The organism is Bradyrhizobium sp. cf659 (assembly GCF_900113725.1).
GTDB lineage: Bacteria > Pseudomonadota > Alphaproteobacteria > Rhizobiales > Xanthobacteraceae > Bradyrhizobium.
The window spans coordinates 523214-548997 of sequence record NZ_FOQJ01000002.1 but is presented as its reverse complement, the minus strand read 5'-3'; the positions used below and the strand labels follow the sequence as shown (position 1 = coordinate 548997).

Below are 25784 nucleotides of genomic sequence, written 5' to 3'. Positions count from 1 at the left end.
TGGGGAGCAAGGGAATCTTCCGGCCGACGAGGATCGAACATGGCGATAAGCGCGGTTTCCACCACCACGCTCCGCGAGGCGCCCCCTCCCAGGCGACAACGTTTGCTCGAAGACGAGCGCTGGCTGGCGTTCGTGCTGCTGGTGCCGACCATCGTGCTGCTCGGCATGTTCATTGCCTATCCCTTCATTCGAGGGATACTGCTGTCGGTCACCAACTCGCGCGTCGGTATGCCCGGCGACTTCGTTGGCCTCGCCAACTTCTACAAGATCTTCAATGACGGGATCTTTCGCACCGCCGTTTACAACACCTTCCTCTATACGGGCGTGACCACCGTCTTCAAGCTGGCGCTCGGGCTGTGGCTGGCCATGCTGCTCAACCGTAATTTCCGCGGCAAGGCTTTTACCCGTGCTTTCATCCTGCTGCCTTTCATTATCCCGACCGTGCTCTCGACTTTCGCCTGGAAGTGGATGTTCGACCCGACGTTCAGCGTTCTCAATTGGCTCCTCTACCATTTCGGCTTGATCACCGGTCGGATCAATTGGCTGGGCGATCCGGACCTCGCCATGATCTCGATTATCATCGTCAACATCTGGCGTGGGGTGCCGTTCTTCGCCATCAGCCTGCTCGCCGGCCTGCAGACCATCAGTCCCGAACTCAACGAGGCCGCCGCCATCGACGGCGCCAAGCCGTGGCAGCGGTTCTGGCACATCACCTGGCCGCTGCTGCTGCCCGTGACCATGGTCGTGGTGCTGTTCTCAGTGATTCAGACGTTCGCCGACTTCCAGATCGTCTATGTGATGACGGGCGGCGGACCGGCCAACGCAACGCATTTGTTCGCCACCTACGCCTATCAGATCGGTATCGGCACCGGCCTCTTGAGTGAGGGCGCCGCCATCTCGCTCGCAATGTTTCCGGTCCTGTTTCTGGTCGTCATCATCCAACTTCTCTACATTCGCCGGGTGGAGGTCCGCTGAGCCATGATCGAAGGCGCAAGGTGGCGAAAGTGGGTGTTCTTCTACGTCCCCATGGCGCTGTTCCTGCTTTTCCTGCTGTTCCCGTTCTACTGGATGGTGATCACTTCGGTGCGGCCGGACGGCGAGCTTTACCGGCCCTGGAATTCGGTCAACTACAATCCGTTCTGGACCTGGAAACCGACCTGGGACCATGTCAGGTACCTGTTCGAGGAGACGCTATTCGCATCGTGGCTGTGGAACACGACGTTCATCGCGCTCGCCTCAACCGCTATCTCGCTCGTGTGCGGCGTGTTCGCCGGCTATGCTCTGTCGCGGCTGAACTTTCCATTTGCCGGCAGTCTGGGCACCGGCATCTTCATTACCTATCTGGTACCCCAAACGCTGCTGTTCATTCCGCTGGCCGAGATCATCCGCAACTATCGGCTGGGGGACACGCCCTGGTCGCTGATCCTGACCTATCCAACCTTTCTTATTCCGTTCTGCACCTGGCTGATGATGGGCTACTTCAAGGCCGTGCCCAGGGAGCTCGAGGAATGCGCGCGCATTGACGGCGCCTCGCGCTGGCAGGCTATGCTCTACATCGTCATCCCGGTGGCGATCCCGGGCATCCTCTCGGCCGGCATCTTCGCTTTCACGCTGTCGTGGAACGAGTTCATCTATGCGCTTGTCTTCCTGTCCTCGCCTGAGCAGAAGACCGTGCCGGTCGGCGTCACATCAGAGCTGATCCGTGGCGATGTTTTCTACTGGGGACCGCTGATGGCTGGGGCCCTGCTTGGATCGATACCGGTTGCGATCGCCTATTCGTTTTTCGTCGAGCACTACGTCGCGGGATTGACCGGGTCGGTGAAGGGCTGACAGCACCAGCGATCAAGGGGATTCGAAGGCGCGAATGCAGACTGCGCATAGGCCGTTGCGAGGCAGGTGGAAGCGAATGGGCCAGGTCGTCCTCAAGGGGATCAACAAGTTCTTTGACAACGTGCACGCTGTCAAAGACGTCAATCTGCAAATCCGCGACAAGGAGTTCGTGGTGTTCGTCGGGCCCTCCGGCTGTGGCAAGACGACGACGCTCAGGATGATCGCCGGGCTGGAAGCAATCAGTTCCGGCGACATTTCCATCGACGGCAACGTGGTCAATGGATTGGCGCCCATGGACCGCGACATCGCCATGGTGTTCCAGAACTACGCGCTGTACCCGCATATGAGCGTGTACGACAACATGGCGTTCGGCCTGAAGATGCGCAAATTCGAAAAGCCCGAGATTGACAAGCGCGTGCACGAGGCGGCCGACATCCTCGGCATCGGCGAATTGCTAAAGCGCAGGCCACGCCAGCTCTCAGGCGGCCAGCGCCAGCGCGTGGCGTTAGGCCGTGCCATCGTGCGCCACCCCCGCGTGTTCCTGTTCGACGAGCCGCTGTCGAACCTCGATGCCAAGCTGCGGGTGCAGATGCGCGTTGAGCTGAAGAAGCTGCATCTGCGTCTCGGCACCACCGCCATTTACGTTACTCACGATCAGGTCGAAGCCATGACGCTGGGTGACCGGGTCGTCGTCATGAAAGACGGCGTGGTGCAGCAGGTGGGGGAGCCGCTCGAGCTGTATAATCAGCCTGCCAACAAGTTCGTCGCCGGCTTCATCGGCTCCCCGGCCATGAATTTCGCCGCCGTTACGGTGACCGAAGCGAACGGATCGCTGATCGCCGAGAACTCCGGCCTGCGCATCAAGCTACCGGACGAGATCGCGCAGCGGCTGCGCGGCCATATCGGACGCGAGGTCATGCTCGGCGTGCGGCCTGAGGACCTCACCGTGGCGGGTAGCGCCGATCTCGACCACCCGTGCTTCGATGCTGTGATTGAGGTGGTCGAGCAACTCGGCTCGGAAATCCTGCTCGATATGAAGGTCGGCGAGAGTATCATGGTGGTGAGCGTCGAGCCGACCGCGAGGGTGAGTGTGGGCGACAAGCTGCGTGTTGCCATGCGGCCTTCCAGGCTTCACGTTTTCGACGCGCAGACCGAGGTGGCCATCTAACGCCGGCAGTTGGCCAATTTTCCACTGGTGAGGGGAATTCGCTCAGAACCGGCGACCTCCCTGTCACCAGCTTCGATGACGCCCGGAGAGCGCGAAGGCACTTGGCCTAACTATTCCCGAGTCCTTCTTGCTGCGTGCTGACGAGGTGATTGATGATGCCATTTGCTGCGGTACCGGAGTCCGTTATTGGCCCATAGCTCCCTCGTTAAGGCGAGTTGCCCTTATCCGCTCTCAGGGACAGAGCGGACATGGCACGCCCTTCGGGCAGATCGCTATTTCGAAGTACACGCCCTACCCCGACCGCCTCACCGCGCCCCCACTCGTCGGCGCAAGATCAGGCCCCCCAGCACCGCCCTCGCCTGCTCGGCGCAGTGCCCGATCAGCCAGCGCTCGAATGCGACCGGGGAGCGCGGGCGCATGGAGGAAGCCTTGCACGGTGTCGCAGCCGAGCTCGGCCAGCGTCCTGCGCTGCGCCTCGGCCTCGACGGCTTCGGCGACGACGGTCATGCCGAGGCGCTGCCCCACGCGCACCACGGCGGTGGCGTTCGCGAGCACGCCGGGCTATACGCGGACTGGTGACGTCCTTTGCTTGCTGGCGACGCGGTCGCGCATGTCACGTGGAAACGTCGGAGGGGACCAAATTGGACCGAATGAGTCTTCACGATCCCCTTTTCGCCACCTATGCCGTTGCCGCCACCCTGATGATCCTGAAGGCCGTGGCGATGTCATGGCTGACCGTGATCCGTATGGTGCAAGCCAAGGGGGGCTATCGTTCGCCGGAGGATATCAAGAAGACCCCGATGAATCCTGCGCCAGATCCAGCGCAGCTTCTTCCCAACGAACGTGTCGAGCGGATCCGCCGGATCCAGATGAACGATCTCGAGAACTTGCCGTACTTCCTGGTCGCGGGCCTGCTCTATATCCTCACACAGCCGTCGCTGCGGCTCGCGCAGTGGCTGCTCTACGGCTACGTTGTCTCACGGCTGCTGCATTTTCTGGCCTATCTCACCGGGCAAATCCACGAAATTCGCGCGACGCTGTGGACGGTCGGTTCGCTCATCCTCATCTTCATGACCGGTCGCACGCTTCTCGTTGCACTCGGCGCTTGACGCTCAATCGGCCACGCCGGCAACCTGCTGGGCCGAAAGGTAGCGTTCGAGAGCATCGTCTTGCTTGAAAAAACGCATGGCGCGCAGATCGCGGATCGTTGTTTTCTGTGTTGCATCGCGACGCCGCGTGATCTCGCGGGCTTCTTCCAGTCGGCCGGCGGCGACCAGATTGGCCGCCAACATACGATGGCCGGTGCCATTGCCCGGATTGTGCTGAACCGACTTGCGTGCCCAGGCGATGCCGTCCTCATGGCGCCCGAGCGCAAAGCAGGACGCCGTCAATCCTGTCATCCACAAATGCAGCATGCTGTCGTAGGGACTGAGGACGAGAGAACGCTGAAGGCATGCGACGGCGTTCTCGTAGTCGCCTGCCATGCTGTCGATCATTCCGAGCGTACCCCACGCGAAGGCCGAACTGGGATTGAGCCTCACGGCCTCGATGGCATGAATACGCCCCTGATCGTTGTCGCCGGCCGGCCCAAAGAGCGTGAAGCCATAGACCGCATGGGCAAAAGCGTCCGTGCCGTCCTGCTCGACGGCGCGGCGCGCCAGACCGAGCGCCTCGATCGTGGCGTCCGGCGGCGTGCGTGCGCCAAGCGGCGAAGCCATGACGAGTCCCCAGGCGAGCGCCGCGAGCGTCGGCGTGCGCGTCTCGTCAAGGCTGAGAGACTGTCGAAGCAGGTCGATCGCCTTGGTGATATCCTCACGGGTGCCGCCCCAGAGGTGGTGAAGGGCACGCAGGTAGAGATCGTACGCAGAAAGATTGGTTGCCGGCTTGCGACGTGCCCGCTCGATTTCGGCGCTCCGAACGGCGGGATCGACGACCGCAGCGACGCTGCTGCTGACGTCATCCTGCAGGTCAAAGATATCGGTCAGTGGGCGGTCATAGCGATCGGACCAGACCTGAGCCTCACTGCCGCTATGGGTCAGCTCGGCCGACACGCGAATGCGGTTGCCTGCCTTGCGTATTTGGCCGCTCAAGACGTATTGGACACCGAGTTGTTGCGCAATTTGCTGGCTGGTCATTCCCTTGTCCCGGAGGGCAGAGCTCGATCCGTGTGCAATCACCACAAGGGCGCGAAAGCGCGACAACGCCGTGATGATGTCCGCGGTGACGCCGTCGGCGAAATAGTTCTGCTCGGGGTCACCGCTCATGTTCCGGAACGGCAGAACCACCAGGGACGGCTTCTCGCCGTGCATGACGAGCGCCAGCGGGGGTGAGGCCTCCGGCGCGACCTCACCTGCAGCCGGCGCAACGTTCTGCGCGTGATTGCTGCGCAGTTCCGCGGCCAGCGACCTGGTTGCCAGATCGGGCTCGGCGCTCAACTCGCGCTTCAGCAAAGCAACGACGTCCCGATAGTATTTGAGCGCCTCGGCGTTACGTCCCGTTGCGGACAAAGCGCGCATGATCAAGCGATGCGAATCTTCGCGCAGGTTATTGAGTGCATTGGCGCGCTGGCCGGTTCGCAGGGCTTGCTCCGCACGTCCCTCGGACAGCTCATGCCCACCGAGGGTCACCATCGCGCCCAGAGCCAGCTCCGATAACCGCTCGCGTTCGCCGACGACCCATTCGCTCCAGCTTTCTTCACCGACGCTGATGTCATCAGCCAGGCGCCCGCGATAGAGGTCCGCCGCAGCACTCAATGCATCACGGCTACCGTCTTGGACAAGCTCCTCAAACTGGCTCACATCGCATGCGATCACTGCGGCATTCAGCGATACGAGTTCGCCATCGCTCTTGAGCGCATCCTGACCCAGGATTTGACGTAGCTTGAAGAGCGCTTGTCGCAGATTTTGCTTCGCTTGCGCATCGAGGTGAGATCCCCACAGCAAGGTCGACAGTTTTTCGCGTGACTGCGGATCAGGAGCCATGCAGGCCAGAAAGGCCAGCAACCCCGCGAGCTTCTTGTTCGGCAGGCTGACGGCGCCATCCGGCCCTGTCAGTACGAAACGCCCCAGAAGCGAGAGATTAAAATTTGGGCACGCCGCAGATGTCGCTCTGACCACTCCGCCTCCGATTCAATCACACGCACCCATTCGGTATACACTCTACAGCAATTGCCAGCCTTGCGAACATTATTAACGCGCCGATGACGATTGAATAACGCCGGCGAAGACGACCGCAGGTTCTGATCCCATTGCGACGGGATGCCGATGGGTGAATCGACGCTCGGCGATTTCATCCGGAAAGCAGTCATGTGCGCGCGTCACCTCCTCGCAGCGATCGCAGTTCTTTTCATGGTCCTTGCGGGGATCGACGCCGCGCTGACGGCCTTTGCCGCTCCGAGTGCCGGGGCGGCTTCGGACTCGGCACCTCCGGTCGCACCGCTCCTTTTCGGAGGCGACTGATGGACTCCGGCTTCACAACGGCCATCAAACAGGAGATCGCATTGACCAGTCTGGACGATCAAATTCACGATCGGGATGAAGCTACAAGGCCCAGAGGTCGTCGCGCCTCATTTCCTGAGGCCGCGAATGCGCCCCGGGCAAAGTCCCAAGCGCGCATCTCCGACACTATTCCCCCCGCAAAGGATTTTCATCCGCGCGGTTTGGCGCCCCTCACGCTGTTCGTCACCTGGTACCAGCGCGCCCGCTTCAGGGCGGAGCTGCGTGCCGACCTCAGGCACAAGCCCGAATACCTCAGAGACATCGGGATTTGCCGGCACGAGGCGACGTCCGAAACCACCCGATTCTTCTGGGAGCCGGTCCTGCTCAGCCGCAGCCTGGCCGGATGCGACCGGCAATAGCCGCCATTCGTCTCGCGGCCCTCGCCGGGATCGACGTAAGCGAACCGGGCGAACGCCGCCGTAGTGGCCATGCCAGCAAGCGCGGCGGCAGATTTCGATACAGGTCTCAATCGTTTCAGGCGGGCCCGGCGCGCGGACCCACCTGCGCCATGCCGCGCAGCATCAGGAGAATTAGCCATGAAGACCGACGTCCCCGCGCCACCTCGGACCTCCGTGGCATCAACGATCATCGCTGCACTTCACGAGTCTCGCCGCCTGGAGGCAATCAACGTCGTTCATCGCTACCGGCAACTTGGTTTCGATCGGGTCGAAATCAACCTTTGTGACCCGGCGCCATCGCCGGAGACGAAAACGCTCGCCCGTCAGATGCTGAACAAGCAAAGGGGCAAGAACGTGGGACGATTGAGCGAAACACAGCTGATGGTCCTCATTCTTCTGGGATTCGGCGTCGTTCACGTGATTGGCGGCGTCCTCATCACGCGCGCGGCACCCGCGCTAGGTGATCCTTCCTTGATCGTCGCAGCCTGGGGCGACTGACGGTGCCGGCGACGGAAGCTGCTTCATTGGATGTGAAAGATCGAGAGGCCGACGTGACAGCAATCATAAACGCGATTTCCCGGACGGTCGTCTCGGTCACCCGCGCGGACGTGGCGAAACACGCTCTGCTGCTGGCCGGAGCGTGCGCATTCGTGTTCGTGCTCTCTCTGACCTATGGCCTGGATTTGAGCCCCGGATTGTTTTGATCATCGCGGGTAGCGAGAACCACGAACGCCGCCCGGCGCTGCGCGCTGACGCCGGCGGCGCGTCTTCGGCGGGTGTCACGCGAATTACGCACCGCACATTCCGGCCATCAGCGCCTGCAATCCGAAGATTTCACAGTGCCGACCCGCACGTAAACGAGGAACCGATATGTACGTTGGCAGAATATTGTCCACGCTTGGCGGACAAGGACCGACGCTTTTGGTGATCTCACTTTGCGCCGGGCTGTTGATCAGTCCGCTCGCTCATATCGGCTACGATCTTTTGCCTCTTTCTGCATTCCTCCTGACACTCGGTTCGTTTCTCACGGCCGGGCTCGCGCCGTCCGAGGCCAGGATTCGTTTACCCCTGATGGCCGTGGTGCTCGTTTGGGTTGGCTTGGCACTTCCTTTGGCTGCCGCTGCTCTGCTGTCCTCCCTTCCGCTTGATCCTGCGCTGCGCGCCGGAGTCCTGCTTTCGCTACTGGCGCCGCCGGTCGGAAGCGCTGCCGCGATTGCGGGGATGCTTGGCTTGCGGCCACGTCTTGCGCTCCTCGTCTCCATCGCACTGACCCTCCTCGCGCCAATTTCGATTCCGTGTTTTGCCACAGTGCTCGGACTTGGAGTTGCATTCGACATGGGCGCCCTGGCCATCCGACTGTTCAGCATTATCGGAGCCGCGGGCATGGTTGCCTTTCCGGCAATATGGTTCCACCGACATCTGAGTCCCGTTCTGCCCGATCAACGCGCGGCCACCGGGATCGCCGTTATCGGACTCATCATCGTTGGACTTGCCACTTCACAGGGCATCCGGGCCCAATGGACCAGCAATGCCCTGCGTTTCGACATGATGCTCGTCGCGGCAATCGTCGCCAATTTCGGATTGTGCGCGCTCGCTACTCTCACATTCGCCAGGCTAGGGCTGCAGACCGCCGGAACAATAGGCCTCGTGACCGGAAACCGTAACGTCACTCTCGTGTGGGCGGCAGCGAGCTTCGGTCTACCTCCACTCGCGGAGGGCTATGTCGCGGCGTGCGTCATCCCCGTGCTCGCGCTTCCTCTCATCATCAAGCTTTGTCTCCGACTACCGTCCTTCGGCCGTTTCGTGCCGCAAAGCTGATGACTGAGAGCGGGCACCGCCGGCGGCTTCCAGGGATCACGAAGGAAGATGAGCATGGACGCCGGATGTTCGGCGCCGGCTTCATGATGAGCGTCTCGCGGCGGTTTCCTGACGGGAGCGTCATCGACCACTCTTGTCCGCTTCCAAGCGCAGAGTGGACATGGCACGCCTTCGCGGGCCGACTGGTGAGGAGTCCACGCTCTACGCCGAGCGCTTCACCACGTCGCGATCTGCCGGCGTAACGCCGAGCCGGCCCAGCATCGCCCTCGCCTGCTCGGCGCAGTGCTCGATCAGCCAGCGCTCGAATGCGACCGGGGGAAGCGCGGGTGCATAGAGGAAGCCCTGCACGACGTCGCAACCGAGATCGGCCAGCAATTTGCGCTGCGCCTCGGTCTCGACGCCTTCGGCGACGACGGTCATGCCGAGGCCCTGCCCCACGCGCACCACGGCGGTGGCGATCGCGAGCGCGCCCGCGTCCTTCTCGATGTCGCGCATGAAACTGCGGTCGATCTTGAGCTCGCGGATCGGCAGGTGCGCGAGCCGGCTGAGGCTGGAATAGCCGGTGCCGAAATCGTCCACCGAGAGCCCGACGCCGAGCTCGCGGATCGCGTTCATCGTCTCGATCGCGGCGACGCTGTCCTGCATGAACGCGCCTTCGGTGATCTCCAGCATCAGCGCATCCGGCGGCAGCCCGTATTCGGCGAGAATGTCGGCCAGCCGCGCCGCCAGCGTGACGTTGCGAAAATTGATCGGCGACAGGTTGACCGACACGCAGGGGATGTTGAGCCCGGCGCGGCGCCAGCTCGCCATCTGCCGGCAGGCCTCGCGCACCGACCACAGGCCGATCTGCTCGATCAGGCCGCATTCCTCGGCGAGCGGGATGAACTTTGCCGGCGAGACGTCGCCGAGTTCGGCATCATGCCAGCGCGCCAGCGCCTCGAGGCCATGGATCGCGCCGTCGCAACTGCGGATCTGCGGCTGGTAGCTGAGCGTGAGCGCCCCCTCCGCGATGGCACGGCGCAGCGCCGCGATCAGCGCCAGCCGCTGCTCGGTCAACCCGTTCATCTCGGCACTGAACAGCCGATGGGTCGAACGCCCCGCCTGCTTGGCCATGTACATGGCGGCGTCGGCCTGCTGCATCAGCGTGTCGATGTCGGTGGCATGATCGGGATAGAGGCTGACGCCGATGCTCGCCGACATCTGCATCTGCCTGGATCCGAGCCGCAACGGCGCAGCCAGCGCCTCGGTGATCCCGGTCGCGACACGCCCGGCACTCTCGGCGTCGCGATGGGGCAGCAGCACGACGAATTCATCGCCGCCGAGCCGGCCCAGAATGTCTTCGGGTCCGATCTGCTCACGCAGGCGCTGCGCGAGCTGGATCAGGAGCTCGTCGCCGGCGGCGTGACCGAGCGTATCGTTGACGTCCTTGAAATGGTCGACATCGAGGAAGGCCAGCGCGACGTGGCTGCCGGTCGGACAGGCGTCGATCGCGGCCGAGATCAGGTGCCGCAGCTGCGCGCGGTTGGGCAGGCCGGTGAGGATGTCGTGATAGGCGAGCCGCGCGATCTCCGCGCGTGCCTCCTTGCGCTCGATCGCGAACGCGCCGAGGTTGACGCAGGCATCGACGATGCGCCGGTGCCAGTTGCTCGGCGCGCGCGGTTCCCGGTAGTAGAAGGCGAAGGTGGCGATGACCCTTCCGTCCTTGGCCTTGACCGGGGTCGACCAGCAGGCGCGCAGGCCAATCCCGAGCGGCATCGCCTTGTAGGGCTGCCAGCGCGGATCGGTGTCGAGATCTTCAGCCAGGACCGGCTCGCCATAATAGGCCGCCGTTCCGCAGGAGCCGACGTCGGGGCCGATCGCAACGCCGTCCAATGCGCGGGAATAGTCCTCGGGCAGGCTCGGCCCCCCGAGCGGGTGAATCAGGCCCGCGGCATCGACGTGAAGCAGCGAGCAGACCACGTCGGGCGCAATCTCCTCGACGCGGCGACACAGCCGGTCGGCGATCTCGGCGATCGGAACCTCGTCGGCCAGCGCGCTCATGATGAGCTGCTGGAGCGAGCGCAGCTGCTTGGTCTCGGTGATGTCCTCGAGCAGCGCGAAGATGTGCTTGACCCGGCCCTTCTTGTCACGGAAGGCATCGATCCGGGCGCAGACCCAGCTCTCCTCGCCGTCCTTGTCGTAGGCGAGCACCTCGGCCTCGCCGCCGCGCCCGCCATGCATCAGACGCTTGACGAGTCTGGCGACGGCCTTGCGATCGGTGTGGCGGCCGGCGATGAGCTCGCCCGCGCGGCGCCCTTCGGCCTCCTCGCTGGCATAGCCGAACAACGCCGTGAACGCCGAATTGACGTAGACGATGTTCTGCTCGGTGTCGGTGATGATCACCGCGCGGTTGGTCTGGTCGGAGACGGCGTGGAGAAGCCCGATCCGCGCACGGCGCTCGGCGTCCGCGGTGACGTCGCGGGCGAACACGATGCGATGGACCGCGCCATCGATGGTCGCGGAGGACAGCGTGATGGCCGCCTTGATGCGGCTGCCGTCGCGCCGCACGAGGCTGATCTCGTCGCGGAAATCCGTGACCGCGTCGGCCTGGAGGCATTTGAGGGTGAGAACGCCGGCATCGCGACCGAGCACCTCGGTGCGCGCGAGCTGCCAGATCCGCTCCGCGGCGGTGTTGAAGTGCGTGATGCGCTGCGCGTCATCGACGATGACGACGCCATCGTCGGCGCGTTCGAGCGCAGCCAGCAGCAGTTCCGGAGTTTCTGTCACAAGACGATCGAAGGCAGACATCGTTGGACCCGGAGTCATCGGGAAGAAGCGGAAATCGGTCGAGGTTAGCGCTCCGATGGTGTCCAAGACGTTCTTGCAGTCCCGCCAAGACACGACATGCTTAACGGTCCGCCAAAGAGACGAAGGTAATCCGATGCGTGTGGAACCTACTCCGCGCGTCCGCCCTGGAGCTTGTGCAGCCGGCCGGCCACGGCCCGCACCTTGCCGGGCGATGCCCGCCATACCGACAGCGCCGACAACGCGCTCACGACGATGGCGATGGCGAAGGCGAGCGTGTAATCGCCGGTGCGATCATGGAGAAGACCCGTGAGCCAGGGACCGGCCGCGCCGCCAGCCAGGGCCGCCAGCATGATCGTGCCGAAGATGCTGCCCTGGTGCTTGCCCTGGAAGATCTCGAACACCACCGCGCCCATGATCGAGGTGAGGCCGTAGCCCAGCGCCCCTTGCGCGAACACCATGAGATAGACGAGCCAGAGCGAAGGCTGATACTTCAGCGCCATCAGTGCCGCGAAACAGATCGCAAAACCTGTGCAGCTGATGGCCCAGACCCATTCCCGTCCAATGCGGTCGGAAACATGGCCCAGCACGATCTGGCCGGGAATGCCGAGCAGGCTGACGATGCCGAGCGCCCACACCGCGACACCGGGGCTGAAGCCGATATCGAGCAGAAACTTGGTCTGGTGCACCTGCACCGCGTACCAGATGTACAGGCCGGAGAAATAGCCGACCGCGATCCACCAGAACCGCGCCGTCCCGACGGCGCGCTTGAGCGTCCACTCGGTGCCGACCCAGACGGGATCGACGATGTTGGAGACCGGCTTTGCGGCGCCGGCGACCGGCGCGGCATCGCCATCCGGCTGAAGGCCGATATCCTCGGGGCGCTTGTGCAGGAACAGGTTGATCGGCGCCAGCACGATCAGGATGAGCAGGCCCATCGCGGTGCAGGCCGTGCGCCAGCCGCTCTGTTCGATCATGTGCTGCACCCATGGCAGCAGCGTCACCGAGCCGATGCCTACGCCGGCAAAGGCGATGCCGATGGCGAAGCCGCGCTTGCGGATGAACCAGTTGGGCAGGAACAGCGACTGGCCGGAATAGCCGAGACAGACGCTGCCGGCGCCGACCATGACGCCGATGGTCACGTAGAGATGCCAGGGTTGGCTGGTGAGCGGAGCGAGCAGCAGCCCGCCGCCCATCAGCACGACGCCGAGCTCCATCACCGCACGGGGACCGGCGCGGTCCATCAGGCGGCCGATCAGCGGGCTGACCACGCCCGACACCACGAAGCCGAAGGAGAAGGCGCCTGCGGTGACGCCGCGCTCCCAGCCGAACTCGGAGATGATCGGCGGAAAGAACAGCGAGAACGCGGTGCGCGCGTTGACGCCGATGGCCATGGTGACGAAGGTCACCGCGACCACGACCCAGCCGTAGAAGAACGGAAGCCGCATGTTGTGCTTATTTCACCCCTAGACGATCCTACCGACCATCCGGGGACGCCTGGGTCAAGCGCTTTTCGCGGATGCCCGTCGGGCGTGAGGTCCTCTTGTGAATGTTCAACTGCGATTGCACTGCCGCATCGGGCGGCGAGCTCAGGCGGCGTCGAGCTGCGAAGGCCGGACGGACTCGTCGAATGCGATCTGGTCGACCGGCTGCGGACGCCCGAACAGATAGCCCTGCGCGAAATTGACGCCGAGCGCCTTCAGTCGCTCGAACTCCTCGCACGTCTCGACACCCTCGGCGGTGACCGACATGTCCAGCCCGCGCGCCAGCGTGACGATCGAGGCGATGATGGCGGAGCTGCGCGGCTGATGCGTGAGGTTGCGGATGAACGTCTTGTCGATCTTGATCTTGTCGAACGGGAACGTGGTCAGATAGCTGAGCGACGAATAGCCGGTGCCGAAATCGTCGAGCGCGAGCTCGATGCCGAGGTGCTTCAGCCGCTCCATGAAAGCGAGGTTCTCGACGCCGCGTTCCAGCAGGACCGATTCCGTGATCTCGATCTCCAGCCGCTCGGGGGGCAGGCCGGAATCGGCGAGCGCCGCGCAGATCATCTCGAACAGCTCGGCCTCCTTGAACTGGATCGGCGACAGATTCACCGCGACCGCAAGGCCGGAGGGCCAGCCGGCCGCATCCGCGCAGGCGCGCCGCAGCACGAATTCGCCGAGCGGAACGATCAGCCCGGTCTCCTCGGCCAGCGGAATGAACTGGTCTGGCGGGATCAGGCCGCGGCTCGGATGCCGCCAGCGCACCAGCGCCTCGAAGCCGCGCCGCTGGCCGCTGGCCGCATCGACGAACGGCTGGTAGTGCACCTCGAGCTGGCAGAGCGCGATGGCGTCGCGCAGGTCGCCTTCCAGCGTGCTGCGCGCCTCGAGCTCGGCCGACATCGCCTCGTCGTAGATGGTGAAGCAATTGCGGCCCGCCGATTTCGAGCGGTAGAGCGCAAGGTCGGCCTTCTTCAGCAACTGCTCCTGGTCGCTGCCATCATCCGGCGCGATCGCAATGCCGATGCTGGTGCCGATCTCGACGCGATGTCCGGGCAGGAGGAACGGTTCGGCCACGAGCTTGGCGATCCGCGCCGCCAGTTCGGTGGAGCAGGTGCGCTGGTCCTCGCAGCCCTCCTGGATGATGGCGAACTCGTCGCCGCCGAGTCGCGCCAGCACGTCGGTGGCGCGCAGCGCGGATTTCAGCCGCTGCGCCACCTGGCGCAGCAACGCATCGCCGGCGCCGTGACCGAGCGAATCGTTGACGTTCTTGAAGCGGTCGAGATCGAGCATCAGGATCGAGAAGGTCGAACCGCCGTCGTTGAGCTGGCCGTTGAGATCGTCGAGCCGGGCGAGGAAGAAGGCGCGGTTCGGCAGGCCGGTCAAGATGTCGGTCTGGGCGAGCTCGAGCACCCGACGGTTCGCCAGCGACAGGCGCCGCGAATTGCGGCTTGCCAGCATGAGGTAGGTCGACAGCGACAGCGTGAGCAGCATGCCGACGATGAGGACCGCGGCCGCGCGATCGTAGGACGTCTCCAGCGCGCCGCCGGCCGTCGGCATGGCGCGCACCTGCCAGTCGGTGTCGCCGATCTTGAGACTGCCCGACCAGTGCAGGGCCCGCGCGACGTCCCGCATCGATTGCGGCGCCGTGGCGGCCGACGAATAATCCGGCAGGATTTGTTCGAGGCTGACGATCTGTCCCGTGAAGGGCGGATAGACGTTGACGCTGACCGCGGGGCTTGCGCCGGTGGTCACGCGAATGGACTGGACCAGCATCGGCAGGTCGAACACGCCGACGACGAAGCCGGCCAGATTGCGGCGCCGGTCCGCGACCGTCTCGCGCGACGTCCCTTTGGCGTAGACGGGAATGGCCACCAGGACGTCCGGCAGCCGGCCGCCCTCCTTGGGTTCGAACAGGCGGGTGCGGATGGCCGCGATCCGATCATTGTCGCGCGCCCGCTCCAGGGCCGCACGACGTTCCGGGACGGTCGCATAATCCATGCCGTAGACCTGCGACGTCTTGGGCTGGGTCGAGTAGAACACCGGGAAATACTCGTCGCTCTGCGGCGCGACCGCGAAGGCATCCCCCTGAAGCGACCTGATGCGATAGCCGGACACGCCGTCCGCGATCGCGGCGGCCTCGTATTCGGCGCGCTCCTTGCGGTTGACGCGCGGCAGCCAGGCGATGCGCAGCATGCCGGGATGGCGCTCGAACAGGCGGGTGCTGAAGGTCTCGAATTCGCTGCGGGTGATTTCCTCGTTGGTCGATTCGAACAGCGTGCGCAGCGCGACGAGCCTAGAGATATACTCGCTCATGCCGTTCTGCATGACGATCGCTTCGGTTTCGGCCGCGTTCTCGAACTCGAGCTTGTTGACGCGGTTTTCCCACCGCGCAACGGCGGCCGCGCCCGCGATCGAGAACAGCAGGCCGACGGCAACCGCGACCAGCGCAGGACGATAGAGCCCGAGCAGCGGCGCGGCACGCCACCATCCGGTCATCCGTTTCCGATCCTGATCGTTCTGATCGCGACCGCCCATCTTGATCCGCAAGTCCCCATCGGCGCGGCGGCTCGAACTTCTGGTTGAGCCGCCGGAACCACTATCGGACAAGGATCGGGGTTAAGAACTGCAAAATTTCGGAACCCGGTCGTCCGGGATTGCGCGGTTTAGTTAACGATCGCCCTGCAAGTTGCAGCAGACTGCCAGTAACTTGCCGGTTTTACCCGGATTCTTACGGATCGTCGGCGCGGCGCCGGTTAGCGACCTGTTCAGCCTGCAGAACTATCGTTTCCGCAACGCGTCCTGCATCCGACAAGCACCCACATGACACGATCGCGATCCGCGACATACGTCGCCTTGACCATCGCATTGCTGACCGCGGCAATGCTGCCCGCGAAAGGCGACGAGGTCGGCGTCAGCGACGATGCGATCCTGTTCGGCCAGGCGGCCGCGCTCGAAGGCCCCTCCTCCGCGCTCGGGCAGCGCATGCGCCAAGGCATCGTCGCGGCGTTCAACGAGATCAACGGCAAGGGCGGCGTCCATGGCCGCAAGCTCCAGCTCATCAGCCGCGACGACGGCTACGACCCCGATCGCTCGGTGGCGCAGACGCTGCGGCTGATCGAGGACGACAAGGTGTTCGCGCTGATCGGCGCGGTGGGCACGCCGACCGCGATTGCGACGATCCCGATCACCAGCGCCAGGAACGTCCCCTTCATCGGCCCGTTCACCGGCGCCGAATTCCTGCGCGACCTCGAGCTTCCGAACGTCGTCAACATCCGCGCGAGCTACGGCGCGGAGGCCGAGGCATGGATCAAGCACCTCACCGAGGACCGTCGGTTCACCCGCATCGGCATCTTCTATCAGGATGATTCCTTCGGCCGCGACGGACTCGTCGGCGTGAAGCGCGCGCTTGCCAAGCGCGGCCTCGAGCTCGCCGCCGAAGGCACCTTCGAGCGCAACACCCGCGCCGTCGCCTCGGCCTGGCGGATGATCAAGCGCGCCGACCCCGAGGCCATCGTCATGGTCGGGACCTATGGTCCCTGCGCCGAGTTCATCAAGCTCGCGCACCGCAGCGGCGCCTCACCGACCTTCGTCAACATCTCCTTCGTCGGCGCCAATGCGCTCGCCAAGGAGCTCGGCCCCGAGGGCGAAGGCGTCATCGTCTCGCAGGTGGTGCCGTTTCCCTGGGACCGCTCGCTCAAGCTCGTCGCCGACTACCAGGCGGCGCAAACGGCGTTCGACCCGACGCTGACACCGGACTTCGTGTCGCTCGAAGGCTATCTCTCCGGCCGCCTCGCCGCCGCGGCGCTGGAAAAGGCGGGACCGAAACCGACGCGCGCCAGCCTCCTGCGCGCCATCAACGACGTCGGCCACTTCGACATCAGCGGAAGCGTCGTCACCGTCGGTATGCAGATGATCGATGCCCCGCCGAAGGTATTCCTGACCGTGATCCAGAAGGACGGGACGTTCAAGGCGGTGGATAGGCTTTAGGCGCCCAATCCACCATGATCTCAAGCACGCGCAAGTCCTGTGATCGAATGACCGCGGCCAAACGTTCTGCGCGTCGCCGCCATAAGCGACTTCTGTGTATGGACGATGTGATCCTCGAGCAATTTGACCGCCTGGTTGACGTCTGCAGAGCGACAGGCGTCGAGGATGGCCCAATGCTCCCGGTTCGGTTGCTGCTTGCCAGATGCCAGTGAAACCTGCAGTCGGACAAAGCGTCCAACATGCCCGTAGTTCGATTCGATCATCGCAAGAAGTTTCGGCCGGCCGCAGGGAATGTACAGCGTTTCGTGGAAACGCCAATTCATCTCACCCCACTTCTGAGGCTCCGGCTCATCGTCATAGCCTTGCAGTATCTCGGCCGCGAGATCGAAATCCGCGCTGACCATGTTGGGGATGGCGAGCTTGAGCGCGCGACATTCCAGGCCAATCCGGATTTCCAGCAGTTCGAGCACGTCCTCCAGCGAGATGGATGATACCGATGCGCCTCTGTTGGGATGCAACTCGACGAGACCTTCGCTCTCCAATTGCCTAAGCGCTTCACGTACTGGAATGCGACTTGTCCCGAAACGATCGGCAAGCTCGTCCTGGCGGAGCTGCGTGCCCGCGACGAGATCTCCACTGAAGATCGCCTTCCGCAATCCGTCCCTCACAAGGTCAGGCGCGGATGGCTTCGCGACGCTCGCAGGATTGACCACGCCGGTGGGAGCGGCCTGCTTTGTCGACCGGGCACCCCGTGCCCGTGGCTTCTTTGGCGGTAGCGCAGTCTTCATGGTACGGAGCGCCGGTCGTGCGATAGCGGTCCATCCCGTATAGGGCTGCCCAGCGAACCGTGCAATGGAGCGTTCGCACGCACGAAGCAGTTTTGCTCGAATTCGCTATTGATAGGCGGCAGGGTCCGCCGAATCGGTCGGATGCTGAACTACGCTCTTGAGGGCTGCACTCATCGGGAGACTGAGATTGATGTTCCGCGGAGGGATCGGCGCTTCGAACCATTTCCGATAGGTCCGCTCGAACTCCCCGGAGCGGAAGGCCTCGCCGAGTGCGGCGTCCACAAGTTGCTTGAAGCCCGCATCCTCGCGCCGAACCATGATTGCGTAAGGCTCGATGGAAAGAAACTCTTTGGATATCTCGTACACGGATGGCTCCTGTGAGTTCGCCACCAGCCCCGCAAGCAACACGTCATCCATGACGAACGCAGAAGCCCGATCGGTCGCGACCATCAGGAACGCCTCTGCATGATCCTTTGCCGAGATAATCGACATACCGAGATTCTTGTGGCTGTTGAGCTCATTGAGCAGGCGCAGGCTGGTGGTACCTGCAGTCGAGACGACCGTCCGGCCCTTGAAGTCGTCGAAGCCACGGAGACCGGCTGACTTTTTCGACACGAAATTGCTGGTGGTCAGGTAGGTGGTCGATGAAAACGCGACCTGCGTCTGCCGTTCCCTGGTGTTGGTAGTGGACCCGCATTCGATATCGATAGTCCCGTTGGCGAGCAGCGGAATCCGGGTGGCTGACGTCACCGGCAAGAACTTGACCTGAAGATCGGGACGCTTGGTCGCAATCTTGATTTGCTCGACGACGCGGGCGCAAAGGTCGATCGTGAATCCGACGATGTGCTGGGCATCGTCCAGATAGGAGAACGGGATCGACGCATCGCGATGGCCGATGGTGAGGACACCAGAGCTAGCGATCCGATCCAGCGTGTCCGACCTACCTTGCGCGTGCACCGGCGCCCGCGGGACAAAAGTCGAAAATATCAATAAATCAGAAATTTGGCTACCAGATTCCGCATTCAATCCCCCTGTCGCCAGAATCCACAACGCATACGATACTGATTATATTGAATACTATATTGGTATATTTTATACAATACTGAAATCGGTCACATCCAGAGTCCCGTGCCGCGCAGCAGGAGAAAAATCAGGTGCATTACGATGTCGTCGTGGTCGGTGGAGGAGCTGTGGGAGCGAGCGTTGCCTATTTTCTGAGAACCCACAGAAAAGCCTGCTCGGTGGCTGTCATCGAGAGGGACAAGACTTATCAGCAGGCCTCGACACCGCGCGCGTCCGGTGGTGTTCGCCGCCTGTTCGCGCTGCCCGAAAATATCGCGCTCTCCAATTTCAGCATTCCATTCTTCGAGCGGTTCGAGACCGAAATGGCCGTGGATGGTGAGGCTGCTCGAATCGACTTCAAGAAGAACGGCTATCTCTTCATCGTGTCGGAGACCGACCTGCGCACGCTGGAAAGGAACGTTCGCGTGCAGCAGCAGCACGATGTGAACGTCGTCTGGCTCGACCGGGACGGCCTGCAAGCCAGGTTTCCGTCCATGAATGTGAGCGATCTTGCAGCAGCGGCGTATTCGCCGGACGACGGCTGGCTGGACCCCTGGAGCGTGCTGCGGGGACTACGCCGAAAAGCGATCGCGGTCGGGGCGGCGTTCCTGGACGACGAGGTCGTCGGACTCGAGGCGCAGCTTGGACGCGTGCGAAACGTGACGTTGAGGTCGGGAGCGACCATCTCGACCGATCATTTGGTGAATGCGGCCGGCGCCTGGGCAAAAGAGATCAGCGCGATGGTCGGCATGCGAGTGCCGATCGAGCCAATGCGACGTTACGAGCACTATTTCGAATGCGAACAACCGATAGAGCCACTGCCCTATCTGAAGGACACGCAGCGATTGGCGTTCCGCCCGGAGGGCAAGGGATATTCGGGCGGTGTCCCGGACATCCGGGAGCCGCGCGGATTCAATTTCGAGATCGAGCACGACTATTTCGAGCGGGTGGTTTGGCCGGCGCTTGCGCATCGGTTTCCAGCCTTTGAACGAACAAAGGAAAAGAACGTGATGCCGGGGCTCTACGATCAAAACGAGCTCGATGGCAATGTGATCATCGGACCATGGAGCGACGGTTTGCCGAACTTCTACATGGTCGCTGGATTCTCCGGTCACGGCCTCATGCATGCGCCCGGCTGCGGTCGCGCCATGGCCGAACTGATCCTGGACGGCAGTTATCGAACCATCGACCTGAGCCGCTTCGGGTGGCAAAGGGTCCTGGATGGCACGCCGTATCCCGAACAAGGCATCATCTAGGGTCGATCACAGCGCGTGTTCAAGGCCGCCGCGTCCAGCGCTCCGCGTTGACGGCGCCTTGCGGCACCTCGCCCCTGACGATGGCCTCGACCTGCCGCACCGTCTCCAGCGACTGATACTCGATCGCCTGCGGCGTCAGCCCGCCGACATGCGGGGTGGCGATGACGTTAGGCAGCTTGGCCAGCTCCGGCGTCGGCATCTGGTCGGGCGCGCGGCCGACATCCATTGCCGCGCCGGCGATGCGGTTCTCGCGCAGCGCACGTGCCAGCGCCGCCTCGTCGACGAGATTGCCACGCGACAGATTGATGAAGACGGCATGCCTCTGCATGCGCGCCAGCGCCGCCTCCCCGATCAAATTCTCGGTCTCTGCGTTGGCGATCGCAAGGCAGACGACATAGTCGGATGCGGCGAGGAGCTCGTCGAGACCGACCTGCCTGATGGCGCTGTCGCCGACGGTCGCAAAGGGGTCGGAGACCAGCACCTCCATGCGCAGCACCTTTGCGATCTCGGCGAGATAGCGCCCGATACTGCCATAGCCGATGATGCCGATCCTGCTGCCGGCGAGCTGGCGGCCCATCCGCGCCTCGGGTTTGCGTCCGGCCTGGTAGTCCGCCGTCGTCCGCGACACGCCGCGGGAGAGATCGACCATGAAGCCGAGCGCGAGCTCGGCCACCGCCTGCACGAAGCCGGGGCCGGCGCGGGTCACGAGCACACCCGCCTTCGAGGCCGCATCGACGTCGACGTTGCGGATGTCGACGGCGCAGCGGACGAAGGCGCGCAGATGCGGCAATTGCGGAAAGATCTCGCCGCGTCCCTCGGTCATGCGATCGGCGACGATGATGTCAACGTCCCTGGCTGCGCGGACGAGGCCGGCCGCGTCGAGCGGCTGATCGCCCTCGTGCAGGATCACCTCGGCGGCCGCGCGCAGGCCGTTCAGGCTGCGATCGCCGTAGTAATTCCGCCGCATCTCCGGCGTGTGGGCGAGCAGGACTTTCACGGCAAGACTCCTTCAGTAGCCGAATGCCCGCGGCAGCGCCGTCGAGAGCCATGGCACGAAGGCAATGACGAGCAGGCAGAGGAACAAGAGGCCAAGATAGCCCATGATCGGCTTCACCGTCTGCTCGATCGGCACGTTGCCGATCAGGCAGGCGCCATAGAGTCCGAGCCCGAGCGGCGGCGCGAACAGGCCGATGCCCATCGCGATCACCAGCACGACGCCGAAATGCAGGGGATCGATGCCGAGCTGCACGGCCACCGGCAACAGCAGTGGCCCGAAGATGATCAGCGCGGCGGCGCCTTCCAGCACCGAGCCCATCACGATCAGCACGGCGATCGCGAGCAGGATGAACAGCCAGACGCCTGACGTCTTGGATAATCCGAGCATGAAGTCGCCGACCGCATGCGGCACCTGCTGCAAGGTCAACGTGAACGCAAGCGACTGCGCGGCGGCGACGATGAACAGCACGAGCCCTGCGCGCGTTGCGGCCTGCACGAAACTGTGCGCGGCCGATTTGAAGCCGAGCTCGCGGAACACCAGACTGCCGATGACGAGCGCATAGGCCACGGCAAACGCCGAGATTTCGGTGGCCGTGGCAAAGCCGCTCTTGAAGCCGAAGAAGATCATGAAGATCAGGCCGAACGAGGCGATCGCGCCGCTCCACAGGCCCGACACCGGCATCTGCGGCGCAACGTCCTCGGCATCCGCCGGTCGCTTGCCGAAGATGATGGACACCGCGATCAGGACCAGCGCCATCAGCGCCGCCGGCAAGAGCCCCGCGACGAACAGGCCGCCGATCGACAGGTTCGCGACGAAGCCGAGGATGATCAGGTTGATGCAGGGCGGGATGGTCTCCGCCATCACCGCCGACGCCGCGAGCAGTGCCACCGCGCCGCCCGGATTCTGCTTCGAGCGGCGCGCCGCCGGGATCAGCACCGAGCCGACCGCGGCGACATCGGCCATCTTCGAGCCTGATATGCCGGAGAACAGCACCATCGAGGCCACCATCACGACGTTGAGGCCACCGCGCATGCGCCCCACCGCGCGCTGCAGCAGCTCGATCAGGCGCACCGACATGCCGTTGGCTTCCATGAGGTAGCCGACGAGGATGAAGAAGGGGATCGCCAGCAGCACGAAATTGTCGATGCCGCGCGCCATCTGCTGGGCGAAGATGACGCCCGGCAGCGCGCCCTCGACCCAGATGAAGATCAACGCGGCCAGCGCCAGCGCAAAGCCGATCGGCAACCCGCCGAACAGGGTCGCGAAGAAGCCGATCAGCATCAAGGTGCCCGCCGACGGCACCGAGGACGGCGACAGATAATCCCAGGCGAGATAGAGGCCGGTGACGGCGATGATTGCAACGAGCCCCCTGACGATGTCAGGGAGCGGCCGGGCGCAGAGCTGGTCGATCGCGAACACCGTCATGAACACCGCACCGATGCCCATCGGATAGAAGGTCAGTTCCAGCGGCAGCCCTGACCCGGTGGTCTGGCCCGCCGTCAACGAGCCCAGCTTGATGGCGTGATAGGCGACGTAGCCCGAGATCAGCACGACCAGCAGCGCGCCCGCGGCATCGACCAGCGCCCGCAACCTGGCCGGCAACAGGTCGCGGAAGAAGGACACGCCGACATTCTCGCCACGCGCCAGCGCGCTCGCCGCGCCGAAGAAGGCCGAGCCGACCATCAATCCGCGCGCGACGTCGTCAGACCATTCGACCGGCGCATTGAAGCAGAAACGCAGCAGCACGGACGCGCAGACGACCACGAGATCGGCGGCAAGGAGAATGGCCGCGATCGCGTCGCTGACGCGAAGCAGCAGCGTAATGCTCCCGTGGCGGCCGCCCGAGAGCGGCACGGCGGCTGTCATCGTCATCTCAAGCTTGCGTCGCGCGGATGATGTCGATGACCGGCTTGGACTCCGGCCGCGCCTTCATGAAGTTCTCGGTCTGCGGCGCGACGCGCTTCTTGAGCGCCTCGCGGTCGCATTCGGCCACCGTCACGCCCTTCTCGGTCAAGGCTGCCAGCGCCTCCTTCTCGACCGCAAGCCCATGGGCACGCGTGCCGATTGCGGCCTTCTTCGCAGCATCGAGAAAGCCCTCGCGCAGCTTCGGGTCCATGCGGTTGTAGGTCATGTCGCTGAAGTAGATCGCAAGCGGCGAGAAATTGTGCTGCGTCAGCGCGTAGAATTTTGCCGTTTCGAAGAACTTGCTGGCCAGGATCGTCGGCGGATCGTGCTCCAGCCCGTCGAGCACGCCGGCCTGCAATGCCGTGTAGATTTCGCCGAACGCCAGCGGCGTCGCAGCCGCCCCCATCAGGCGCAGGCATTCGGTGATGACGGGATTTGGCAGGGTGCGGATCTTGAGGCCGGCGAGATCCTCCGGCGTCTTCACCGGCCTCCTCGCCAGCACGCTACGGGAACCGAAATTGTACGCCCAGGCGATGATGCGGATGTTGCTGCCCTTGAGCAGCGCGTTCTCGATCGGCTTGGCCGCGCCGGCGTCGAACGCCTTGGTCTGTTGCGGGAAACTCGAGAAGAGAAAGCCGAGGTCGAAGGTGCCGACCAGCGGCGTCAGATTCGCCGAGATCGACGAGCCCGACACCATGAGGTCGATGACGCCGAGCTTCACCGAATTGATGACGTCGATTTCCTGACCGAGCTGATTGTCCGGGAAGAAGGCGACCTCGACCTGCTCACCGAGACCGTTCGCCTTCAGGTTCTTGACGAGATTGTCGTAATAGACACGGCCGTTGGCGTATTTGGGATCGTTCGGCAGCGAGGAGGAGCATTTCAGCTTCAGCGTCGCAGCTTCGGCGCGGCCGATGATGGCGGGAGAGAGCACGAGGCCGGCGGTGACCGCCGCCGATGACTTGATGAACGCGCGACGGTTCACGGGCACGATGGTCATGGTGCGGTCTCTCCCCGATATTATTGTTTGCGGCCGCGATCGTTGCGTGCGGCCTTTGCTTGGACTGTATGGCCAAAGCGACGACACAGGCAAGGGATGCGGCCGGGGTGCCGCGACGGCGCGAGAGGCAGGCGCGTCGGCAGAGGCCGCAGCGAAACGCCTGTGTTTATCGGTGTTTTCGATCATGCCGCACGGCAGCGACGAGGCCTGCCATGCAGGATTGACGCGGATCGATCCAATTCAGGTATGGATCAATGCCGAACGCAGATTGATTGATGCGAAGCAGAACAAGCCGCGGGATATTGATCCCGCGGCTGTTGCGTTCGAGCGGATGCCGTGACGTCAGCGCGAATGCGCGCCGCTGAGCTGGCCGGTTGCCGCCGCGACATCGCGGGACGGACGCAGCGCGTAGGCGCCGTCGCCGAGCAGGGCCTGCGCCGCGAGCGCGATCGCCCAGAAGGCGGGATATTCCCAGCCGCCCTTCGGATTGGTGAAGAAGAAGCCGGCGGCGCCGTGCACGGTGAAGATCGCACCGAGCAGGATCGGGATGCCGGCCAGCGCCGCATAGCGGGTCCAGACGCCGAGGATCAGCGCGACGCCGCTGAGAACTTCCACCGTCATGATGACGTAGGCGAGTTCGGGCGGGAAGCCGAGGCTGCCGAAGAACTTTGCGGTCCCGGCGGGGGTGAAGACGAACAGCTTCAGGCCGGCGTGGGCGAGGAACAGCGCGCCCAGCGTCACGCGCAGCACGAGCGCGGCATAGGGAGCGGTACGGGAATCGATCATGGCGGTCTCCTTGTTGGAGACAGCTATGATCTATTCTCAATTGAATGATAATCCGTTATATTGGAATTATACCTCACACCAATAGAGTGAGATCAATGCTCGACCGGCTAACCAGCCTGGAAGTCTTTGCCAAGGTGGCGGCGATCGGCAGCCTGTCGGGCGCGGCACGGGCCATGGGCCTGTCGCAGACCATGGTGACCAAGCATGTCGCCGCGCTCGAGGCCCGGCTCGGCACGAAACTGTTCCACCGGACCACACGGCGGCTGTCCATCACCGAGGCCGGACGGAGCTATCTGGAATCCTCCGAGCGCATCCTCGCCGACATGGAGGCCGCCGACGCCGCGGTCGCGCGCGAGCGCGTCGAGCCGCGCGGGTTGCTGCGGGTCAACGTGCCCGTCGTGTTCGGCATCAGGCAGATCGCGCCGCTCGTCGCGGAGTTCAGTGACCGCCATCCCGAGGTCACCGTCGAGCTCGGCCTCAACGACCGCCTCGTCGATCTCGCCGAGGAAGGCTGGGACCTCGCGATCCGCATCGGTAAGCTGCGCGACTCCAGCATGGTGGCGCGAAGGCTCGCGCCGAACCGCCTCGTGGTCTGCGCCGCGCCGTCCTATCTGGCGAAACACGGCACGCCGCGCCGCGTCGCCGACCTCGCCGCGCATAATTGCCTCGGCTACACGCTCTCGCAGCAGGCGAGCGCGGCGGAATGGCTGTTCGGCGCCGACGGCGAGATCCGCGTCCAGGTCAGCGGCACCCTGCGCGCCAACAATGGCGATGCGCTACGCGCGGCAACATTGGCGGGCCTCGGCCTCGCGCGACAGCCAACCTTCATCATCGCCGACGACCTTCGCGCCGGGACGCTTCTGGCGCTTCCGCTCGACCAGCCGGAGATCCAGACCTCGGCCGTGCATGCGGTCTACCTGCCCGACCGCCGTCCGCCGGCCAAGGTGCGCGCCTTCATCGACTTTCTCGCCGCGCATTTTGCGCCTGACCCGCCCTGGGACCGCGGACTGTTCTGACGGCGCAC

General features: G+C 63.9%; 23 protein-coding genes. 12 read left to right on the top strand and 11 right to left on the bottom strand.

Annotation, left to right across the window (positions count from 1 at the left end; translation table 11 throughout):
• Positions 1 to 39: 39 nt before the first annotated feature.
• From BM118_RS11715 to BM118_RS11705, 3 genes are all read left to right on the top strand, one after another.
• Positions 40 to 975: a carbohydrate ABC transporter permease gene (locus BM118_RS11715; protein WP_092185352.1), complete on the top strand. Its 936-nt coding sequence runs from the start codon at positions 40 to 42 to the stop codon at positions 973 to 975.
• A gap of 3 nt (positions 976 to 978) precedes the next feature.
• Complete coding sequence (locus BM118_RS11710; RefSeq protein WP_092185350.1) at positions 979 to 1830, top strand: carbohydrate ABC transporter permease; 852 nt, start codon at positions 979 to 981, stop codon at positions 1828 to 1830.
• 76 nt (positions 1831 to 1906) lie between these two features.
• Complete coding sequence (locus BM118_RS11705; RefSeq protein WP_092185348.1) at positions 1907 to 2998, top strand: ABC transporter ATP-binding protein; 1092 nt, start codon at positions 1907 to 1909, stop codon at positions 2996 to 2998.
• Positions 2999 to 3289: 291 nt separating this feature from the next.
• Here BM118_RS11705 and BM118_RS11700 read toward each other — a convergent pair whose 3' ends face one another.
• Positions 3290 to 3505: an EAL domain-containing protein gene (locus BM118_RS11700; RefSeq protein WP_092186143.1), complete on the bottom strand. Its 216-nt coding sequence runs from the start codon at positions 3503 to 3505 to the stop codon at positions 3290 to 3292.
• A gap of 110 nt (positions 3506 to 3615) precedes the next feature.
• Between BM118_RS11700 and BM118_RS11695 the strand changes: the two genes are divergently transcribed.
• Positions 3616 to 4107, top strand: coding sequence for an MAPEG family protein (locus BM118_RS11695; RefSeq protein ID WP_244550126.1), 492 nt, complete (start codon positions 3616 to 3618; stop codon positions 4105 to 4107).
• A gap of 3 nt (positions 4108 to 4110) precedes the next feature.
• Here BM118_RS11695 and BM118_RS11690 read toward each other — a convergent pair whose 3' ends face one another.
• Entirely contained in the window at positions 4111 to 6114 is a 2004-nt protein-coding gene (locus BM118_RS11690; protein ID WP_092185344.1) for a BTAD domain-containing putative transcriptional regulator, read from the bottom strand.
• A gap of 341 nt (positions 6115 to 6455) precedes the next feature.
• Here BM118_RS11690 and BM118_RS11680 point away from each other — a divergent pair, with 341 nt between their 5' ends.
• The 4 genes from BM118_RS11680 (at position 6456) to BM118_RS11665 (ending at position 8711) form a co-directional block, all read left to right on the top strand.
• Positions 6456 to 6854 (top strand): hypothetical protein, encoded by a 399-nt coding sequence (locus BM118_RS11680; protein WP_092185340.1) that lies wholly within the window; start codon positions 6456 to 6458, stop codon positions 6852 to 6854.
• 177 nt (positions 6855 to 7031) lie between these two features.
• Positions 7032 to 7391, top strand: coding sequence for a hypothetical protein (locus tag BM118_RS11675; protein ID WP_092185338.1), 360 nt, complete (start codon positions 7032 to 7034; stop codon positions 7389 to 7391).
• Between the two features lie 2 nt (positions 7392 to 7393).
• A complete protein-coding gene (locus BM118_RS11670) occupies positions 7394 to 7597 on the top strand; it encodes a hypothetical protein (protein ID WP_143099461.1) in 204 nt (67 codons plus the stop codon).
• Positions 7598 to 7763: 166 nt separating this feature from the next.
• Positions 7764 to 8711, top strand: coding sequence for a hypothetical protein (locus BM118_RS11665; protein ID WP_092185334.1), 948 nt, complete (start codon positions 7764 to 7766; stop codon positions 8709 to 8711).
• A gap of 201 nt (positions 8712 to 8912) precedes the next feature.
• Here BM118_RS11665 and BM118_RS11660 read toward each other — a convergent pair whose 3' ends face one another.
• The 3 genes from BM118_RS11660 to BM118_RS11650 all read right to left on the bottom strand — a co-directional run bounded on the left by BM118_RS11660 (position 8913) and on the right by BM118_RS11650 (position 15475).
• On the bottom strand, positions 8913 to 11498 hold the full coding sequence (locus tag BM118_RS11660) for an EAL domain-containing protein (RefSeq protein WP_092186142.1): 2586 nt from the start codon (positions 11496 to 11498) through the stop codon (positions 8913 to 8915).
• 146 nt (positions 11499 to 11644) lie between these two features.
• A complete protein-coding gene (locus tag BM118_RS11655; RefSeq protein ID WP_092185332.1) occupies positions 11645 to 12943 on the bottom strand; it encodes an MFS transporter in 1299 nt (432 codons plus the stop codon).
• 141 nt (positions 12944 to 13084) lie between these two features.
• Entirely contained in the window at positions 13085 to 15475 is a 2391-nt protein-coding gene (locus BM118_RS11650) for a bifunctional diguanylate cyclase/phosphodiesterase (protein ID WP_244550125.1), read from the bottom strand.
• A gap of 324 nt (positions 15476 to 15799) precedes the next feature.
• Here BM118_RS11650 and BM118_RS11645 point away from each other — a divergent pair, with 324 nt between their 5' ends.
• The gene (locus BM118_RS11645; protein WP_092185328.1) at positions 15800 to 16966 is read left to right on the top strand and encodes an ABC transporter substrate-binding protein; all 1167 of its coding nucleotides are present in this window, start codon (positions 15800 to 15802) and stop codon (positions 16964 to 16966) included.
• Between the two features lie 20 nt (positions 16967 to 16986).
• Here the strand turns inward: BM118_RS11645 and BM118_RS11640 are convergent, their stop codons facing one another.
• Positions 16987 to 17622 carry a GntR family transcriptional regulator gene (locus BM118_RS11640; RefSeq protein WP_244550124.1) on the bottom strand — a complete coding sequence of 212 codons (636 nt, stop codon included), beginning with the start codon at positions 17620 to 17622 and terminating at the stop codon, positions 16987 to 16989.
• 237 nt (positions 17623 to 17859) lie between these two features.
• Complete coding sequence (locus BM118_RS11635) at positions 17860 to 18756, bottom strand: amino acid ABC transporter substrate-binding protein (protein ID WP_092186141.1); 897 nt, start codon at positions 18754 to 18756, stop codon at positions 17860 to 17862.
• 152 nt (positions 18757 to 18908) lie between these two features.
• On the opposite strand from BM118_RS11635, the gene BM118_RS11630 reads away from it, so the two are divergent.
• Entirely contained in the window at positions 18909 to 20072 is a 1164-nt protein-coding gene (locus BM118_RS11630) for an NAD(P)/FAD-dependent oxidoreductase (RefSeq protein ID WP_092185324.1), read from the top strand.
• Positions 20073 to 20091: 19 nt separating this feature from the next.
• Here BM118_RS11630 and BM118_RS11625 read toward each other — a convergent pair whose 3' ends face one another.
• From BM118_RS11625 to BM118_RS11615, 3 genes are read right to left on the bottom strand one after another with little or no spacing between them, the layout of a single operon-like run.
• Entirely contained in the window at positions 20092 to 21069 is a 978-nt protein-coding gene (locus BM118_RS11625) for a hydroxyacid dehydrogenase (RefSeq protein ID WP_092185322.1), read from the bottom strand.
• A gap of 12 nt (positions 21070 to 21081) precedes the next feature.
• Entirely contained in the window at positions 21082 to 22935 is a 1854-nt protein-coding gene (locus tag BM118_RS11620) for a TRAP transporter large permease (RefSeq protein WP_177234291.1), read from the bottom strand.
• 7 nt (positions 22936 to 22942) lie between these two features.
• Positions 22943 to 23974 carry a TRAP transporter substrate-binding protein gene (locus BM118_RS11615; RefSeq protein WP_092185313.1) on the bottom strand — a complete coding sequence of 344 codons (1032 nt, stop codon included), beginning with the start codon at positions 23972 to 23974 and terminating at the stop codon, positions 22943 to 22945.
• On the opposite strand from BM118_RS11615, the gene BM118_RS40115 reads away from it, so the two are divergent.
• Positions 23973 to 24314 (top strand): hypothetical protein, encoded by a 342-nt coding sequence (locus BM118_RS40115; RefSeq protein ID WP_143099460.1) that lies wholly within the window; start codon positions 23973 to 23975, stop codon positions 24312 to 24314. The two genes, BM118_RS11615 and BM118_RS40115, sit on opposite strands and share 2 nt — an antisense overlap.
• A 2-nt stretch (positions 24315 to 24316) precedes the next feature.
• On the opposite strand, the gene BM118_RS11610 is transcribed toward BM118_RS40115, so the two are convergent.
• Positions 24317 to 24760 (bottom strand): DoxX family protein, encoded by a 444-nt coding sequence (locus tag BM118_RS11610; RefSeq protein WP_092185312.1) that lies wholly within the window; start codon positions 24758 to 24760, stop codon positions 24317 to 24319.
• A gap of 95 nt (positions 24761 to 24855) precedes the next feature.
• Here BM118_RS11610 and BM118_RS11605 point away from each other — a divergent pair, with 95 nt between their 5' ends.
• A complete protein-coding gene (locus BM118_RS11605) occupies positions 24856 to 25776 on the top strand; it encodes a LysR family transcriptional regulator (RefSeq protein ID WP_177234217.1) in 921 nt (306 codons plus the stop codon).
• The last annotated feature ends 8 nt before the right edge of the window (positions 25777 to 25784 follow it).

Bases quoted from the DNA above. Each gene is read 5' to 3' on its own strand.
- BM118_RS11715 (WP_092185352.1), top strand. From the start codon at position 40: ATGGCGATAAGCGCGGTTTCCACCACCACGCTCCGCGAGGCGCCCCCT.
- BM118_RS11710 (WP_092185350.1), top strand. From the start codon at position 979: ATGATCGAAGGCGCAAGGTGGCGAAAGTGGGTGTTCTTCTACGTCCCC.
- BM118_RS11705 (WP_092185348.1), top strand. From the start codon at position 1,907: ATGGGCCAGGTCGTCCTCAAGGGGATCAACAAGTTCTTTGACAACGTG.
- BM118_RS11700 (WP_092186143.1), bottom strand. From the start codon at position 3,505: ATGACCGTCGTCGCCGAAGCCGTCGAGGCCGAGGCGCAGCGCAGGACG.
- BM118_RS11680 (WP_092185340.1), top strand. From the start codon at position 6,456: ATGGACTCCGGCTTCACAACGGCCATCAAACAGGAGATCGCATTGACC.
- BM118_RS11675 (WP_092185338.1), top strand. From the start codon at position 7,032: ATGAAGACCGACGTCCCCGCGCCACCTCGGACCTCCGTGGCATCAACG.
- BM118_RS11665 (WP_092185334.1), top strand. From the start codon at position 7,764: ATGTACGTTGGCAGAATATTGTCCACGCTTGGCGGACAAGGACCGACG.
- BM118_RS11660 (WP_092186142.1), bottom strand. From the start codon at position 11,498: ATGTCTGCCTTCGATCGTCTTGTGACAGAAACTCCGGAACTGCTGCTG.
- BM118_RS11655 (WP_092185332.1), bottom strand. From the start codon at position 12,943: ATGCGGCTTCCGTTCTTCTACGGCTGGGTCGTGGTCGCGGTGACCTTC.
- BM118_RS11650 (WP_244550125.1), bottom strand. From the start codon at position 15,475: ATGACCGGATGGTGGCGTGCCGCGCCGCTGCTCGGGCTCTATCGTCCT.
- BM118_RS11645 (WP_092185328.1), top strand. From the start codon at position 15,800: ATGACACGATCGCGATCCGCGACATACGTCGCCTTGACCATCGCATTG.
- BM118_RS11620 (WP_177234291.1), bottom strand. From the start codon at position 22,935: ATGACAGCCGCCGTGCCGCTCTCGGGCGGCCGCCACGGGAGCATTACG.
- BM118_RS40115 (WP_143099460.1), top strand. From the start codon at position 23,973: ATGGTGCGGTCTCTCCCCGATATTATTGTTTGCGGCCGCGATCGTTGC.
- BM118_RS11615 (WP_092185313.1), bottom strand. From the start codon at position 23,974: ATGACCATCGTGCCCGTGAACCGTCGCGCGTTCATCAAGTCATCGGCG.
- BM118_RS11610 (WP_092185312.1), bottom strand. From the start codon at position 24,760: ATGATCGATTCCCGTACCGCTCCCTATGCCGCGCTCGTGCTGCGCGTG.
- BM118_RS11605 (WP_177234217.1), top strand. From the start codon at position 24,856: ATGCTCGACCGGCTAACCAGCCTGGAAGTCTTTGCCAAGGTGGCGGCG.